The organism is Shewanella sairae, assembly GCF_023283535.1.
GTDB lineage: Bacteria > Pseudomonadota > Gammaproteobacteria > Enterobacterales > Shewanellaceae > Shewanella > Shewanella sairae.
In genome coordinates, this window is sequence record NZ_JAKILT010000020.1 from 32,652 (window position 1) to 48,214 (window position 15,563).

14 protein-coding genes are annotated in these 15,563 nt (G+C 43.6%); 5 read left to right on the forward strand and 9 right to left on the reverse strand.

Annotated features, from left to right (window positions below; genetic code table 11):
* The first annotated feature begins 198 nt into the window (after window positions 1-198).
* Window positions 199-1,860, forward strand: a complete 1,662-nt coding sequence (recN, locus tag L2748_RS10355) for a DNA repair protein RecN (RefSeq protein ID WP_220781101.1) — start codon at window positions 199-201, stop codon at window positions 1,858-1,860.
* A gap of 74 nt (window positions 1,861-1,934) precedes the next feature.
* On the opposite strand, the gene L2748_RS10360 is transcribed toward recN, so the two are convergent.
* From L2748_RS10360 to glyA, 9 genes are all read right to left on the reverse strand, one after another.
* The gene (locus tag L2748_RS10360; RefSeq protein ID WP_220781100.1) at window positions 1,935-2,429 is read right to left on the reverse strand and encodes a phosphatidylglycerophosphatase A family protein; all 495 of its coding nucleotides are present in this window, start codon (window positions 2,427-2,429) and stop codon (window positions 1,935-1,937) included.
* Window positions 2,429-3,388, reverse strand: a complete 960-nt coding sequence (gene thiL / locus L2748_RS10365) for a thiamine-phosphate kinase (RefSeq protein ID WP_220781099.1) — start codon at window positions 3,386-3,388, stop codon at window positions 2,429-2,431. The genes L2748_RS10360 and thiL overlap by 1 nt, the downstream gene beginning before the upstream one ends.
* A gap of 169 nt (window positions 3,389-3,557) precedes the next feature.
* Entirely contained in the window at window positions 3,558-3,965 is a 408-nt protein-coding gene (nusB, locus tag L2748_RS10370) for a transcription antitermination factor NusB (protein WP_220781098.1), read from the reverse strand.
* Between the two features lie 14 nt (window positions 3,966-3,979).
* Window positions 3,980-4,456: a 6,7-dimethyl-8-ribityllumazine synthase gene (gene ribH, locus L2748_RS10375; RefSeq protein ID WP_012154420.1), complete on the reverse strand. Its 477-nt coding sequence runs from the start codon at window positions 4,454-4,456 to the stop codon at window positions 3,980-3,982.
* Window positions 4,457-4,601: 145 nt separating this feature from the next.
* The gene (ribBA, locus tag L2748_RS10380) at window positions 4,602-5,705 is read right to left on the reverse strand and encodes a bifunctional 3,4-dihydroxy-2-butanone-4-phosphate synthase/GTP cyclohydrolase II (protein WP_220781097.1); all 1,104 of its coding nucleotides are present in this window, start codon (window positions 5,703-5,705) and stop codon (window positions 4,602-4,604) included.
* A gap of 155 nt (window positions 5,706-5,860) precedes the next feature.
* Window positions 5,861-6,526 carry a riboflavin synthase gene (locus tag L2748_RS10385; RefSeq protein ID WP_220781096.1) on the reverse strand — a complete coding sequence of 222 codons (666 nt, stop codon included), beginning with the start codon at window positions 6,524-6,526 and terminating at the stop codon, window positions 5,861-5,863.
* Between the two features lie 3 nt (window positions 6,527-6,529).
* The gene (gene ribD / locus L2748_RS10390) at window positions 6,530-7,651 is read right to left on the reverse strand and encodes a bifunctional diaminohydroxyphosphoribosylaminopyrimidine deaminase/5-amino-6-(5-phosphoribosylamino)uracil reductase RibD (protein WP_220781095.1); all 1,122 of its coding nucleotides are present in this window, start codon (window positions 7,649-7,651) and stop codon (window positions 6,530-6,532) included.
* Window positions 7,652-7,719: 68 nt separating this feature from the next.
* On the reverse strand, window positions 7,720-8,169 hold the full coding sequence (gene nrdR / locus L2748_RS10395; protein WP_220781094.1) for a transcriptional regulator NrdR: 450 nt from the start codon (window positions 8,167-8,169) through the stop codon (window positions 7,720-7,722).
* Between the two features lie 186 nt (window positions 8,170-8,355).
* Window positions 8,356-9,612, reverse strand: coding sequence for a serine hydroxymethyltransferase (gene glyA, locus L2748_RS10400; protein WP_220781093.1), 1,257 nt, complete (start codon window positions 9,610-9,612; stop codon window positions 8,356-8,358).
* 279 nt (window positions 9,613-9,891) lie between these two features.
* Here glyA and ettA point away from each other — a divergent pair, with 279 nt between their 5' ends.
* The 4 genes from ettA (at window position 9,892) to L2748_RS10420 (ending at window position 15,458) form a co-directional block, all read left to right on the forward strand.
* Entirely contained in the window at window positions 9,892-11,559 is a 1,668-nt protein-coding gene (gene ettA, locus L2748_RS10405) for an energy-dependent translational throttle protein EttA (protein WP_220781092.1), read from the forward strand.
* A gap of 271 nt (window positions 11,560-11,830) precedes the next feature.
* Window positions 11,831-13,030 carry a hypothetical protein gene (locus L2748_RS10410; RefSeq protein WP_220781091.1) on the forward strand — a complete coding sequence of 400 codons (1,200 nt, stop codon included), beginning with the start codon at window positions 11,831-11,833 and terminating at the stop codon, window positions 13,028-13,030.
* A 156-nt stretch (window positions 13,031-13,186) separates the two neighbouring features.
* Complete coding sequence (locus L2748_RS10415) at window positions 13,187-14,308, forward strand: acyltransferase family protein (protein WP_246616153.1); 1,122 nt, start codon at window positions 13,187-13,189, stop codon at window positions 14,306-14,308.
* Window positions 14,309-14,363: 55 nt separating this feature from the next.
* Window positions 14,364-15,458 (forward strand): metallophosphoesterase, encoded by a 1,095-nt coding sequence (locus tag L2748_RS10420; RefSeq protein ID WP_220781090.1) that lies wholly within the window; start codon window positions 14,364-14,366, stop codon window positions 15,456-15,458.
* Window positions 15,459-15,563 lie beyond the last annotated feature (105 nt).

A 15,563-nucleotide genomic window follows, 5' to 3' on the forward strand; every position in this document is an offset into this window, starting at 1 on the left:
CAAAAGATTATTGCAACTAGGTTATTTGCTGTAACGCCGCTTCCCTCAAAAGCAAACCTACTCATATCGCATAAACCCCTTATACTGATCTCAAACGAAAATGTGATTAAGCTCTATTGATTAACCAAACAGGTATTTACTGTATAGATAAACAGTATATACTGTGTAGTTATACAGTGTTTTGAAAAGGACATCACTATGCTTTGCCAACTCAGTATCAACAACTTTGCTATTGTGCGTTTTTTAGAGCTCGATTTTAAAGCCGGCATGACCAGTATTACTGGCGAAACAGGCGCAGGTAAATCGATTGCTATCGATGCTCTGGGCTTATGCCTAGGTAATCGAGCTGACGCCAATGCGATAAGACCTGATGCGACCAAGGCCGAAGTAAGTGCCCGTTTTTTATTAAATGATACCCCAGCAGCTAAGCGCTGGCTTGAAGACAACGATCTTGAACTTGATGATGAATGTATCTTACGTCGCACCATTAGCAGCGACGGACGTTCACGTGCCTATATCAATGGTAATCCGGTACCACTAGCGCAAATCAAAGCGCTTGGGCAGCTACTTATTGGTATTCACGGTCAACATGCGCACCACGCCATGTTAAAAAGTGAACATCAATTGACTCTGCTAGATAGCTACGCAAACCATAAAATGCTTATTGACAGCGTTACCGCCAGCTATCACAGATGTAAAACCATTGAGAAACACCTGCACCAATTGCAGATGTCGCAGCAAGAGCGCTTGGCCCGTAAACAGCTTTTGCAATACCAAGTCGAAGAGTTAAATGAGTTTGCGATTGCTAAAGGTGAATTTGAGTCCATTGAGGCAGAACACAAAAAGCTCGCTAATAGCACAGCGTTAATTGAGCTTTGCCGTAGTCAATTGCACATACTGCAAGAAAGTGATGACGGCAGTGTAGAGTCACTGCTTAATACCAGTATTAGCCAAGGCCAAGATCTGGAAAACTATGATCCAGAGTTAGGCAATGTAGTATCAATGCTTAACGATGCGCTGATCCAAGTGCAAGAAAGCAGTAGCGAACTCGAACGCTATTTAGATGGCTTAGAGCTCGACCCTGAATATTTTGCACACTTAGAGCAACGGATCTCTAAGGCGATGCAGCTCGCCCGCAAACACCAAGTAAGCGGCGAAGAACTTTATAGCTACCATCAAACCCTGTTAGCAGAGCTTGAAGATTTAGGCTCTGATGACGACAAGCTTGATGATATTAAACAAGAGTTGCAAGCTAGCCGAGATGCATACTTACAACATGCCAAAAAGCTTAGCCAAAGCCGCAGCCGCTACGCTAAAGAGCTTGATAAGCAAGTGACTCACTCGATTCATGAACTAAACATGCCAAAAGGTAAGTTCAATATTGCCGTTAACTTTAACGAAGCCATCATTACACCAACAGGCTGCGATAATATTGAGTTTTTAGTGTCAACCAACCCTGGACAACCATTACAACCTATTGCCAAGGTTGCATCCGGTGGTGAACTGTCACGTATTGGTCTAGGCATACAAGTGATAACCGCTAAGAAAGTATCTACGCCAACGCTAATTTTTGATGAAGTCGATGTCGGGATTTCAGGACCAACAGCCGCTGTTGTAGGCCGTATGCTACGCAGCCTTGGTGAGTCAACCCAGGTATTTTGTGTCACCCATTTGCCGCAAGTTGCCGGTAATGGTCATCAACATATGTTTGTCAATAAGAGCAGTAAAGCAGGTAAAACAGAAACCTCTATGGTGGCGCTTGATAAGACTCAACGTATTGAAGAGTTAGCCCGCTTGCTCGGTGGCGACACCATTACTAGTAATACCTTGGCTAATGCTAAAGAGTTACTGCTGAGCTAATACCAATGACGTAAGCGTTAAAACAAAAATGCAGAGCCTTAGCTCTGCATTTTTTATCGTGACAATTAGCGCAGTTAAGCAAAGTAATACGCTAAACCTTGTAAGCATAGCAAAGAGAAAATACCCGCTAAAACGTCATCAATCATAATACCAAAACCGCCATGCACTTTGGCGTCAAGCCAGCGAATTGGCCACGGCTTTAAAATATCGAAAAAACGAAACAGCGCAAAACCAATCACTAGCCATTGCCAACCTGCAGGCGCGGCAATCATAGTAATTAATAGCCCAGCGACTTCATCCCAAACAATGGCGCCATGATCGTGCACGCCCATGTCTTTTGAGGCTTTATCGCAAATATAAAAACCTGCTAACACGCTAATTAGTGTTAAGGCTATATACCAAGGCAAGCTTAGTGGCGCCATAAGTAGATACAGCGGAATAGCCGCCAAGGTACCAAAGGTACCCGGCGCTTTAGCAGCAAGCCCAGTGCCAAAGCCCAAAGCTAAAAAGTGAATAGGATTCTTTAATGACAGCTTAGCTAAGGCTGCATCTTTAGAGAGTAAGTTCATTAATTAAAGTGCTCAAAGCCTAAGTTAACTGGCTCAAAAGGTTTATTTTCATTTAACAGGGTTAACTGGCCGCCAGTACAGATTTGACCAATTTGAGTAAAGCGTACACCAGTTTCAGCTAACGCCATCTCTAATGCACCCTTTTGTGCTTCCGGTACGGTAAAGAGTAGCTCATAATCTTCACCGCCAGTTAACGCGTAGCTCAGTGCCATGTCGGCAGTGGTATTTCGCACTAGTTGCTCAGATAGCGGCAAGCGGTCAACATTAATCACCGCGCCCATTTGTGAGCTTTTGATGACATGTTGAATATCAGACATAATGCCATCAGAGATATCAATCGCACTTGACGCAATAGTTCTTAATGACTGACCAGCAAGTACCCGTGGTGTTGGCCTATAATGACGATTAACTAGGTAAGCCCTATCCTCACCATCTACTGCGGCTTTATCACGTAGGATATCGAGACCAAGTGCCGAGTCACCTAAGCTACCAGTAACGTAAATCCAATCACCATTTTTAGCGCCACAGCGAGTTAATCCCACATCTTTTGGCAACTGACCATTAATGGTGATAGTAATAGCACGCGGACCACGAGTGGTATCACCACCAATAAGTGCCACACCATAATATTCGGCGATTTCAAACAGGCCCTCACTAAACTCAGCGAGCCAAGTTTCATCAACTTCAGGCAGTGTTAACGCTAATGTCATCCATGCAGGCTCAGCCCCCATTGATGCCAAGTCAGACAAGTTTACCGCTAATGATTTATAACCAAGATCCTTGGCTGGCATATCAGGGAAAAAGTGCACATTCTCTACTAAGGTGTCACAGGAAATAGCAATCGACTTATTAGCATTTAGCTGCACAATGGCACAGTCATCACCAATACCCATTACAACGTCTTTGCGCGACTGGGCGCGCCCAGTAAAGAAGCTTTCGATTAATTGAAATTCTTTCACAATACCAATCACAAATATAAGAGAGAGTTCAGGGAAGTTGCGGCAAGAAACCTGACCGTTGCTTTAGCAAAAATGAAAAATAAAATGCTTTGCTTAAAACACAAATGCGCGGACGAGTGTAGCTCCCTACCGGATATAACAAAAACGGCATCCGAAGATGCCGTTTCAATTATTTATTGCGTGCTACCAGCTTATCTAGAATGCCGTTAACAAACTTATGTCCATCTTCTGCGCCGAATGCTTTTGCAAGCTCGATAGCTTCGTTAATCGCTACCTTATAAGGCACATCCTTGCGGAATGTCAGTTCATAAGTTGCGATACGTACAATCGCTTTTTCAACTGGATCCACTTCATCAAGTGGACGAGTCACGAATGGAGCAATAAGCTCATCCAATTGACTCTTCTTTGTTGCAACGCCGCCTAATAGCTCACGAAAGTAAGCGATATCAACGCCAGCAACATCTTGTTCAGTTAGAAACTCATGCTCAACATCAGCAATATTGTTACCACTTAGCTGCCATGAGTAAATGGCCTGAACGGCTAAACGGCGGGCCTTACGGCGCTCTGAAGGCTTCATTAAATTGTCCTAAATTACAGCTGTTCTTCAAGTGCTTGCAGAACGTTAACCATTTCTAGCAGACCAAGTGCAGCTTCGCCGCCTTTGTTACCTGCTTTAGTACCCGAACGCTCAATAGCTTGTTCAATGGTATCAGTGGTTAAAACGCCGAATGAAACAGGAATATCAAACTCAAGTGCAACTTGAGCTAAACCTTTATTACATTCGCCTGCAACAAAATCGAAATGAGGTGTACCACCACGGATTACCGCACCAAGTGCGATGATTCCGTCAAATTTTCCGCTTGCCGCAACACGACGTGCCGCAAGTGGCAGTTCAACAGCGCCAGGCACTTTTACTACAGTGATGTTTTCATCTGCAACTTGGCCGAAACGCTTAAGAGTGTCAACCGCGCCATCGAGCAAACTATCAACAACAAAGCTGTTAAAACGTGAAACTACGATCGCAACTTTGGCGTTTTTCGATTCGATATTACCTTGAACTACGTTCATTTATCTTACCTAAATTAGCTTAATTACCCTGCATAGGGACGGAAGAGGCGGTATGATACCACAGCACTTCGCCCTGATCTCTATGCAATTAATAAGAAAAGTGTGAATTTAAGCTCCAAGCTGACTACCAGCTTAGAGCAAGTTTTTATTCTGCTATGTAATCAGTTACTTCTAAACCAAAGCCAGAAAGTGAGTGGTAGCGCTTTGGCGAGCTTAGTAAACGCATGGTGGTCACGCCCACATCAGCCAAAATTTGCGAGCCTACGCCCACTTGACGAGATGTGCCTTTCCATGGGGCTGAAGCTGGTGTGCTGCCGTTATCTTCTGCTTCAAAGGCTTTAACTTTCGCCAGAATGTCGCTGCTGTGCTCTTGGTTGCCCAATAACACTAATACACCGCCTTCATTACTAATACGTTCCATTGCCTTTTCCAGCGGCCAGCTGCGCTGCTGATCACGCTCTGAGTGCAATAGATCGTTAAAGGTATTTTGCAGGTGAACGCGCACTAATGTGTTGTCAGTCACTTCACCTTTTACCAAAACGTAATGTAATTGGTTATCAATGGTGTCGCGGTATGTCAGCATATCGAACTCACCAAATCGAGTCGGCAGTTTACATTTAGCTTCACGAACAACACTGGTTTCTTTAGTGTTACGGTATTCGATAAGATCAGCAATGGTGCCCATCTTCAAGCCATGTTTCTCTGCGAAAATCTCAAGATCTGGGCGACGAGCCATAGTGCCGTCGTCATTTAGAATTTCCACAATCACAGATGACGCTTCAAAACCAGCAAGACGCGCTAAATCACAACCCGCTTCAGTGTGACCAGCACGAATAAGTACCCCGCCTTCTTGCGCCATTAGTGGGAAGATATGACCAGGCTGTACGATGTCAGCAGGCTTAGCATCTTTACCGACAGCAGCAAGCACAGTTACCGCACGGTCTTGCGCTGAAATACCAGTTGTTACCCCTTCAGCCGCTTCAATAGAAACAGTAAAGTTAGTCGAAAACTGAGCGTTATTGTTGGTCACCATTAATGGCAAGTTCAACTGTTGGCAGCGGGCTTTAGTCATGGTTTGACAAATAAGACCACGACCAAACGTCGCCATAAAGTTAATCGCGGCTGGCGTCACCATGTCAGCTGCCATGATAAGGTCGCCTTCATTTTCTCTGTCTTCGTCGTCCATCAAGATAACCATCTTGCCTAGACGAATATCTTCAATGATCTCTTCTATACTATGTAACGCCATACTCAGACCTTTATTTTTTAGTCACTGCGACGAGCGGTTTGCATTGAGGTCAACGCTCCAATACAGTGAGTTATTTAATGATTATGCTTGTATTTATTAGTTGAAATATACTCATTACGACAAATCTAATCGCCATGATAAGCATAAGCCAGTGTTTATCTTAAAAATCCTGAGCGAGCTAACAATTCCATCGTCACTTCCGACTTAGGTCCGCTATCTTGCTCTTGGCTGCTGTAGCTCATCAAGCGCTCTAAGTGTCTTGCAATTAAGTCCACTTCGATATTGACGCTATCGCCAGCTTTTAAATCCACTAATGTGGTTTCACCTGCTGTGTGCGGCACAATAGTCAGTCTAAATTTATGCCCTTGCACTTCGTTAACCGTTAAGCTCACGCCATCAATGGTAATTGAGCCTTTATGGGCAATATAACGGCCTAGCTCTGCTGGAGGTGACAACCAAAATTCAATCGCTTGACCACGAAGCTGTCTATCATCGACATGCGCAATACCATCAACATGACCACTAACCATATGCCCGCCTAAACGGGTTGTGGGTGTCACCGCTTTTTCAAGGTTAACGGCTTTTCCAACCTGATAATGAGAGAAACCCGTCAAACTGACAGTTTCAGCTGAAATATCGGCAACATAACCGTCACTCATAAGCTCAACAACAGTCAAACAGACACCATTAGTTGCAATACTGTCGCCCAATTTAACGTCTGATAAATCTAACTTGCCGCTAGCAACCGTTAAGCGAATATCATCTCCGCGACGTTCAACTTTTCTTAAATGGCCTACAGATTCAATAATCCCAGTAAACATAAACTAGTTACTCACTCTTAACGTTAAACGGGTATCTTTACCCACTTTGCGTTCATCGATTAGGTTAATACGCGGTATATCAGACATGGTCTCAAAGTCGTCTAACGCCAGCAAGTTTCGGCCATGACCACCCAAAATTTTCATCGCCTGATAAAGTACAATCTCGTCAGTAAGGCCTTGGTTAACAAAGGCTCCCGCTAACGTTGCACCAGCCTCGATCAATACTGAATTACACGTTTTACCTAAAAATGCTAATAAAGCCTGTAAATCAATACGTGATTCAACAGCAGCAATAATTTGATGCTCAACATGGGCTGGCCACGTTGCTTTAACCTCTTCTGGGTAATCTTTAGTTGATACCAATAAGATAGGGCTATCAATTTGAAATAGGCTTAACTCCCCTTTTAAGCGAGCCTGACTATCTAAAACAACCCGCAATGGTTGATGTATTTCTGCTGGCGCGAGCTGGTTTGATAATGATCCTAGCTCACTATGACGTACATTTAAACTGGGGTTATCCGCAATAATGGTTTCAATACCAGTCACCAAAGCGCAGTGGCGAGCACGTAAACGCTGCACATCGCTGCGAGCTTCTGGTCCAGTAATCCATTTAGACACACCATTTGATAATGCGGTTTTACCATCAAGACTGGCTGCAAGTTTTACCGTCACCCAAGGCAGGCCTTTTTCCATACGCTTTAAAAAGCCCAAGTTGACCTGCATTGCTTCTGTCGTCATTAACCCCACATCCACTTGAATCCCCGCATCGCGTAACATAGCAATACCGCGACCAGAAACTTCAGGATTAGGATCCGTTACCGCAATAACAACACGATTTACACCATGTTCGATAAGGGCCTTTGCGCAAGGAGGTGTACGGCCGTAATGACTGCATGGCTCAAGAGTGACATAAGCGGTGGCGCCTTTAGCATCATCGCCCGCCATATTCAGCGCATAAACTTCAGCGTGAGGACCACCGGCGCGAATATGGTAACCTTCTCCAACGATTTCGCCGTCTTTAACGATAACGCTACCAACACTTGGATTTGGACGGGTGGTGTACATGCCCTTTTGTGCCAACTCAATGGCAAGGCTCATCATTTGACTGTCTTCAATAGACCACATAATGGCGGCACTTCCGATTATTCGATTGATGGAGGGCTAAGTTAATGACCTAACCCTTGTAGCATAGGTTATTTTTGCAGCTTAGCGATTGCGTCGCCAAACTCTGAAACATCTTCAAAAGCGCGGTAAACTGAAGCAAAACGAATATAAGCCACTTTATCTAAGTTAACTAAGTGCTCCATCATCAGGTTACCTATCATTTCAGATTTCACTTCACGCTCGCCTGTTGCGCGCAAAGTTGATTTAATCTTAGTCAATGCCTGCTCAATTTGATCCATTGAAACAGGTCTTTTCTCAACGGCTCTTAACATGCCGCCACGCAGTTTTTCTTCATCAAATGGTTGACGACTACCGTCTTGCTTCACCACTCGAGGCATCACAAGCTCTGCGCCTTCAAAAGTGGTAAAACGTTCGTGGCATTGAACACACTCTCTACGTCGACGCACCTGATGGCCGTCTGCGACTAATCGCGAATCAATCACTTTTGTGTCAGTTGCGCTGCAAAATGGACAATGCATTTAGCCTCCGTTTAGAAAAAATGTTACGACACGCGGGTTTTAAGTCTATCTCATTAATTACGTCACTTTTAACAATAATTAAAATGTGATTAATACGACTTAATACTCCAGAAAATATGCACTATTACATACAAAAATGGCCGCATAAATGCGGCCATAGGAGTCTAACTGATTTAACCCTTAAGGTTAACCGTAAACAGGGAACTTAGCGCACAATTCTAGAACCTGAGCCTTAACGCGCTCGCTAACGGCTAAATCTGAAATGTCGTCTAAGATGTCACACATCCAGTTAGTCAGTAACACAGACTCTTCTTCACCAAAACCACGACGAGTGATTGCTGGAGAACCAATACGTAGACCAGATGTCACAAATGGTGAACGAGGATCGTTTGGCACTGAGTTTTTGTTTACAGTGATGTTAGCGTTACCTAGGGCAGCGTCAGCATCTTTACCAGTGATATCTTTGCTGATTAAATCAAGCAAGAACAGGTGGTTGTCAGTACCGCCAGATACCACATCGTAGCCACGCTCGATGAAAGTACGTGCCATTGCTTTAGCGTTAACAACAACTTGCTCTTGGTAAGTGGTGAACTCAGGATCTAGTGCTTCTTTAAATGCAACCGCTTTAGCAGCGATAACGTGCATTAAAGGACCACCTTGGCCACCAGGGAATACCGCAGAATTCAGCTTCTTGTAGATATCTTCATCGTTGATAGCAGAAAGAATCAAACCACCACGAGGACCTGCAAGCGTCTTATGGGTTGTTGTAGTGACAACGTGTGCGTGTGGCATTGGGCTTGGGTAGATACCAGCAGCAACTAGACCGGCAACGTGAGCCATATCAACAAATAAGTATGCGCCAACTTTGTCAGCGATTTCGCGGAACTTGCCCCAATCAATGATGCCAGAGTAAGCGCTGAAGCCCGCAATAATCATCTTTGGTTGATGCTCAACAGCAAGACGTTCAACTTCTGCGTAATCAATCTTACCAGTGGTTTCATCAATACCGTACTGAACGGCATTGTATAACTTACCTGAGAAGCTTACATGAGAACCGTGAGTCAAGTGACCACCGTGCGCTAGGCTCATGCCAAGAACGGTATCGCCGCCTTGAAGCAGTGCCATAAATACGGCCGCGTTAGCTTGTGAACCAGAGTGTGGCTGCACGTTTGCGTAAGTCGCGCCGAATAGCTCTTTTGCACGAGAAATAGCAAGTTCTTCAACAATATCTACATGCTCACAACCACCGTAGTAACGCTTACCAGGGTAACCTTCAGCATACTTGTTAGTTAGCTGTGTACCTTGCGCTTCGATAACACGAGGACTAGTGTAGTTTTCTGAAGCAATGAGTTCGATGTGCTCTTCTTGGCGGCGCGTTTCATCTTCAATTGCTGCAAATAGTTGTGGATCGTAATCCGCGATATTCATATCTTTTTTCAGCATTACTCACTCCAGCTGTAAAATTGTTCTAGTAGGGTTGCGCGGTATGATACAGCGCATTCGATCACAATCCCAGTATTTACAACATGAAATTACTTGCAATTCTAGATGAGTGAGTTTTGCAAAAAGCACTAATAGTGACTAACAACAAGCAAATCTTGTTATAACTGTTCTCAACCTAGCACTCACTGAAACGCACTAATTCAGATTTAAGTTCTGCATTGAATCAAGTAGAATTGCCGACAATCAACATAGAAAAAATACAATCAAAGAGAATTAAACATGGCTCAATTTGTATATAGCATGCTTAGAGTGGGCAAGATTGTCCCGCCTAAAAAACAGATCTTAAAAGACATCTCATTAAGCTTTTTCCCTGGCGCTAAAATCGGTGTTTTGGGTCTAAACGGCTCTGGTAAGTCTACCCTTCTTCGCATCATGGCAGGTCTTGATACTGAAATTGAGGGTGAAGCACGCCCAATGCAAGATCTTAAAATTGGTTACCTACCGCAGGAACCAAAGCTAGATCCAAACCAAACAGTTCGTGAAGCCGTTGAAGAAGCCGTTGCTGACGCCAAAAACGCCCTAGTACGTTTAGATGAAGTCTATGCACTTTATGCTGAGCCTGATGCAGATTTTGACGCACTTGCAAAAGAGCAAGGTGAATTAGAATCGATAATCCAATCTCAAGATGCGCACAATCTAGATGTGGTTTTAGACCGTGCAGCTAACGCACTGCGTCTTCCTGATTGGGATGAGAAGATTGAAGTGCTATCAGGTGGTGAACGTCGCCGTGTAGCGATTTGTCGTCTGCTACTAGAAAAGCCTGACATGCTGTTACTTGACGAACCAACCAACCACTTGGATGCGGAATCGGTTGCATGGTTAGAACGTTTCTTACAAGAGTATACGGGTACTGTTGTGGCAATTACCCACGATAGATACTTCCTTGATAACGCAGCAGGCTGGATCTTAGAACTTGACCGTGGTGAAGGTATTCCATGGGAAGGAAACTACTCTTCTTGGCTTGAGCAGAAAGATGCCCGTCTAACGCAAGAATCTGCCACTGAAAGCGCACGTCAAAAGACTATCGCCAAAGAGCTTGAATGGGTACGTCAAGGCGCTAAAGGCCGTCAGTCTAAAGGTAAAGCACGTATGGCTCGCTTCGAAGAGCTTAATACTAACGACTACCAAAAGCGTAACGAAACCAACGAACTCTTTATTCCGCCAGGACCGCGCTTAGGTGACAAGGTTATCGAAATCAATAACCTGACAAAATCTTATGGCGACCGCGTATTGATTGATAACTTGAGCTTCTCAGTACCAAAAGGCGCAATCGTCGGTATTATCGGTGCTAACGGTGCGGGTAAATCAACATTATTTAAGATGATTTCCGGCGCTGAGCAGCCAGATAGCGGCACCGTAGAGCTCGGTGAGTCTGTTCAAATCGCATCGGTTGAACAGTTCCGTGATTCAATGAACGATAAGAACACGGTTTGGCAAGAGATCTCTGACGGCCAAGACATTATGCGTATCAACAACACTGAAATTCCAAGCCGCGCTTATGTAGGCCGCTTTAACTTCCGTGGTGGCGATCAGCAAAAGATCATCGGTACATTGTCAGGTGGTGAACGTAACCGAGTGCATTTAGCTAAGCTTCTACAAGCTGGCGGTAACGTACTGTTACTCGATGAGCCAACCAACGACTTAGACGTTGAAACATTGCGTGCACTTGAAGAAGCACTACTTGAGTTCCCAGGTTGTGCCATGGTGATTTCACACGACCGTTGGTTCTTAGATAGAATCGCAACTCACATCCTAGACTACCGCGACGAAGGTAAAGTTAACTTCTATGAAGGTAACTACACTGAGTACTCAACATGGTTGAAAGAAACCATGGGTACAGACGTTGTTGAGCCGCATCGCTTAAAATACAAGCGTATGGTTAAATAGTCGGTAAACGACTCTATAGCAAGAATAAAACAGAGACTTAAGTCTCTGTTTTAGTATCTAGCACTTAATCACACTATTAAAGGAGTAAGGCACTCCTCTGTCGTGCGTCAAAATATTGCCACTTCAATACACTCCCCCCATTGTAAAGCCAAACTAACTTGAGTAGTATTCGTTCCACATTATGAGCGATAACAACCCATTATCTAGCTAGCTACATCTTAGACACTGGATTGTTACCATCAATATTGGATTAACGTAAATGGAGTTTTCAGTGAGATACGGTTCAGTAACCCTTGCGCTTGTTTGTTTGTTCTCAAGCAATGCTTTCGCAGCTCTACAAGTCATCAACTCTGCAGAAGAAGACAACTTAAAGCAGATTGAAAGCCAATATAATATCGATTCCCAGCTCATTACTGTTAATGACAAATTCTCACAGCTAAATAAGCGCCATTACGATTTACAAGAATTAAAAGAGCAGATTACCGCCAATGAAGCAGCTTATGCTCAGCTCATTGCACAACTGCCAAATAAGATTCTTGCCAAAACCAACATGGCACAATTTTATAGCCAAATTGAAGCCAACATCAATTCGACTGCTAGCTTAACCCAAAAAACTAAAATAGATGCTGCTGCGATTGAACGTCAACGTGCAGTAGTTCAAAAAGAGTATGAAGTGGTTGATCAGCAGCGCCTCGATAAAAGTCAGCAGCTATTTAAACTAAAAACCGACATTATCAATCGTTTATTAGCCGATCTATCTAAGAGCACAAGCTCATTACCAATCAGTCTCAATGGCACCACACAATGTTCCAAATTTCAGTCAATTTCCGACTGTTTGAAGAAATCTAAGAATGAAATTCTAGCCACAGTTCGCAGTGAATCACCATTCTTAAACGACAAAAGTGTTTTGCTTTCTTATGACGTTGCCGACGCCAGCATGAACATGCAGGGTAATTTACGCTATAAAGTAGACATGAACTTTAAGCCCTCTTATAACAGCAAAATCGATACTGTGCTCAATGATAGATTGGGGCTAAGATCGGCAATGATAACCTTAGTCAGTAACGTCTCTGCAGACTGGTATATCAATGGCGTAAAAATTGGTTCGGGCACTAAATTATTCCATGAAGTGCCGCTAGGTAAGCACGGTATTTTGGCTTCTTACCAAAACCAAGATAAATCGAGCATCGAAAAAATTGAAGGAAATGGTGTCTTTAGCTATAAGTTTGAAGGTAATACCACTAAGCATGTAGTTAAAACAAGCAATAGTGTCGAACGTTTGCCTGCGGCAACAAACAAAGCCACTAAAAAGCCAAAAGCCAAATTCACTCTCTTGGCTGATAGCACAACCATCCCCACTCCGGCTAAGCCTGCTAAAGAAACAAAAGGCGATAGTGAAGCCTATGAGTATTTTATCGGCATCCCTGCAGCAACTAAAAAACAGAACCTAGAGTTTGTTAATGAGCCTTAACAATTAATCTCGATGCCAGTAGGTTTAGTTATATCTACTGGTATCGCAAGCAAACATGTCCAGCTACTAATCGATAATGGATGCAGAGAATCTAAAGACTTCCCCCCCTAAATGCAGGTATGCTAAGCGTATAAAATAACAACAAGTTGGTATGACATGGATGATCACAACCCTCAGCCTATAACGCCACAAGGCACTCAGCCATCAACCACAAGCCAAGCAGCACAAGCTAAGCCCAAAGCCTTTTTAAACAGCATTAACCATTTTCGCGGTATTGCGATTATCTTTATTGTGATGGCGCATTGTTACCGCCCTGCGGGCTGGGAAGTGGAAACCTTTGCCGACAAAGCTTGGTTTAATTTGATGATGAACGGCACGGTCTTTTTTGTGTTTATCTCAGGCTTTTTGTTCCACCATGTGTTCTATCACCGCTGGGACTACAAAAAGTATATGAAAAGCAAAACTAAATTTGTTTTCCTCCCCTACTTACTTTTGTCTTTGCCATGGATTGTTTGGCACCTGACAGTAGGGACTGACCCGATGATGCACAAGGAGATGGCTGACATTTCAGGGCCTGCTGCCGCGGCAAGCTGGTATGTAATAACCGGTCGTACCCTGACTGCCTATTGGTATATCCCTATGGGAATGATGCTATTTGCCCTTTCGCCTTGGGTAATGGACCTCATTAAAAAACAGCAAGTCCTCTACTACGCGATTCCTCTGTTAGTCATTGCGATTATGGTACATAGACCCATTTCAAACCTAAATGCGATTCAATCTTTAGTCTACTTCTTGCCCGTCTATTTGCTTGGAGTTTGGGGCTCAGCCCATCGCGATAAACTGTTCCCTTTTATCGATAAATATTGGCTCGCTATGCTAATAACGGGTATTGCCCTAGCACTTATACAGGCGCAATACTTTGGTGCTGGCACGCTTAACAAAGCCCCATTTGAAATGACAGTGCCAGACTTGATGCTGCCGCAAAAAATCTTACTCACACTGGTAATCTTGGCGATTTTAAACAAATTTGAGCATGTATCAATTGCGCCACTACAAAAGTTAGCAGAGGTAAGCTTTGCGATTTACTTTATTCACCCATGGATCACCACCCCATGGTGGATGCTTTATGACAGCCCTGATCTACTCGGACTTGCTGGCAAAGGTAATCAGTTTACCACCTTACTCGTCACCTTAGGGGTAATTGCTATCTCTTACGTTATTGCCATCATCATTAAAAAGCTACTGAGTAAACGCAGCCGATATTTAATTGGCTGGTAAACAACTTAAATACATTGAAACTTGATTTAAAGACACTCAAATAAGAAGTATAAAAATGACAAAATCTTTATTGTTGGCGGCCAGTCTATTGACCGCCACGATGCAACTACAAGCATCAGAGCCACTTGCTTATCAATTTGATGGCCCTTATGTCTTCGATAGCCCAGCCATATCAAAGACGGCAACACAAACAGACAAACCGCAAACAGCCTACTGGATCTGTAATGCAAAGCTACATTCCAGCGTAGTTAGCAATAATAGCCTTAAGCGCCCTGATAACTGTGGTCAATTACCTGAGCCGCAGCTCAGCGATGCCATTAAACAAGTCATGCCAGACAGCTATAGGGGAGTTAACAATGTCGTTGCCCTCAGTGATGTTCATGGTCAATACGATGTTTTAATCAGCCTGCTTAAAAACCAAAAAATCATCGATGCTGATAACAACTGGGCTTTCGGTGATGGCCATATGGTTATTACCGGCGATATGTTTGACCGCGGCGACAAGATAAACGAAGTCCTGTGGTTTGTTTATCAACTGGATAAACAAGCAAAAGCAGCAGGCGGCATGCTACATCTACTCATGGGCAACCATGAACAAATGGTACTTGGCGGCGACTTAAGGTATGTGCATGAGCGTTATGATCTTGCCAGCGAATTAATGGCAAAAAGTAACGATGAGCTTTATGGCGCCGACACAGAAATCGGCCAATGGCTTAGAAGCAAGCACACACTAGTAAAGATCAACGACGTACTTTATATGCATGGCGGTATTAGTAGTGAATGGTTAGATCGCGGACTGACAATCGCGCAAGCCAACAAGCTATTCCGTGACAATATTGGTAAACCCAAAAGCGAGCTTAAACAGGATGAGTTATTAAACTTCCTATTTTATGGCAATGGCCCCACTTGGTATCGTGGTTACTTTAAAGACAACTTTACTGAAGCTGAGCTTGATAAAATCCTCGCCTATTTCAAGGTTAACCATATTACCGTAGGCCATACTTCACAAAAGCAAGTCTTAGGTCTGTTTAATAATAAGGTGATAGCCATTGATAGCAGTATCAAACTCGGTAAACAAGGTGAACTATTGTTGATTGAAAATAACCAGTTTAGTCGCGGTTTATTCGATGGCGCACGCAAGCCGCTTTAATTACCCAAAGCGACAGCAAATCAACTACCTAACAATGCTAGCAAGCTAACCATTTAGCTTGCTAGCTTTTGATATTAGCTCTTGAGTATTAGCTTTTTAGCATTA

Coding starts and splice junctions, on each gene's coding strand:
- L2748_RS10360 (WP_220781100.1), bottom strand. CDS start 2,429: ATGAACTTACTCTCTAAAGATGCAGCCTTAGCTAAGCTGTCATTAAAG.
- L2748_RS10420 (WP_220781090.1), top strand. CDS start 14,364: ATGACAAAATCTTTATTGTTGGCGGCCAGTCTATTGACCGCCACGATG.
- ribD (WP_220781095.1), bottom strand. CDS start 7,651: ATGTGGTCTATTGAAGACAGTCAAATGATGAGCCTTGCCATTGAGTTG.
- nrdR (WP_220781094.1), bottom strand. CDS start 8,169: ATGCATTGTCCATTTTGCAGCGCAACTGACACAAAAGTGATTGATTCG.
- ettA (WP_220781092.1), top strand. CDS start 9,892: ATGGCTCAATTTGTATATAGCATGCTTAGAGTGGGCAAGATTGTCCCG.
- recN (WP_220781101.1), top strand. CDS start 199: ATGCTTTGCCAACTCAGTATCAACAACTTTGCTATTGTGCGTTTTTTA.
- L2748_RS10415 (WP_246616153.1), top strand. CDS start 13,187: ATGGATGATCACAACCCTCAGCCTATAACGCCACAAGGCACTCAGCCA.
- nusB (WP_220781098.1), bottom strand. CDS start 3,965: ATGAAGCCTTCAGAGCGCCGTAAGGCCCGCCGTTTAGCCGTTCAGGCC.
- glyA (WP_220781093.1), bottom strand. CDS start 9,612: ATGCTGAAAAAAGATATGAATATCGCGGATTACGATCCACAACTATTT.
- ribBA (WP_220781097.1), bottom strand. CDS start 5,705: ATGGCGTTACATAGTATAGAAGAGATCATTGAAGATATTCGTCTAGGC.
- ribH (WP_012154420.1), bottom strand. CDS start 4,456: ATGAACGTAGTTCAAGGTAATATCGAATCGAAAAACGCCAAAGTTGCG.
- L2748_RS10385 (WP_220781096.1), bottom strand. CDS start 6,526: ATGTTTACTGGGATTATTGAATCTGTAGGCCATTTAAGAAAAGTTGAA.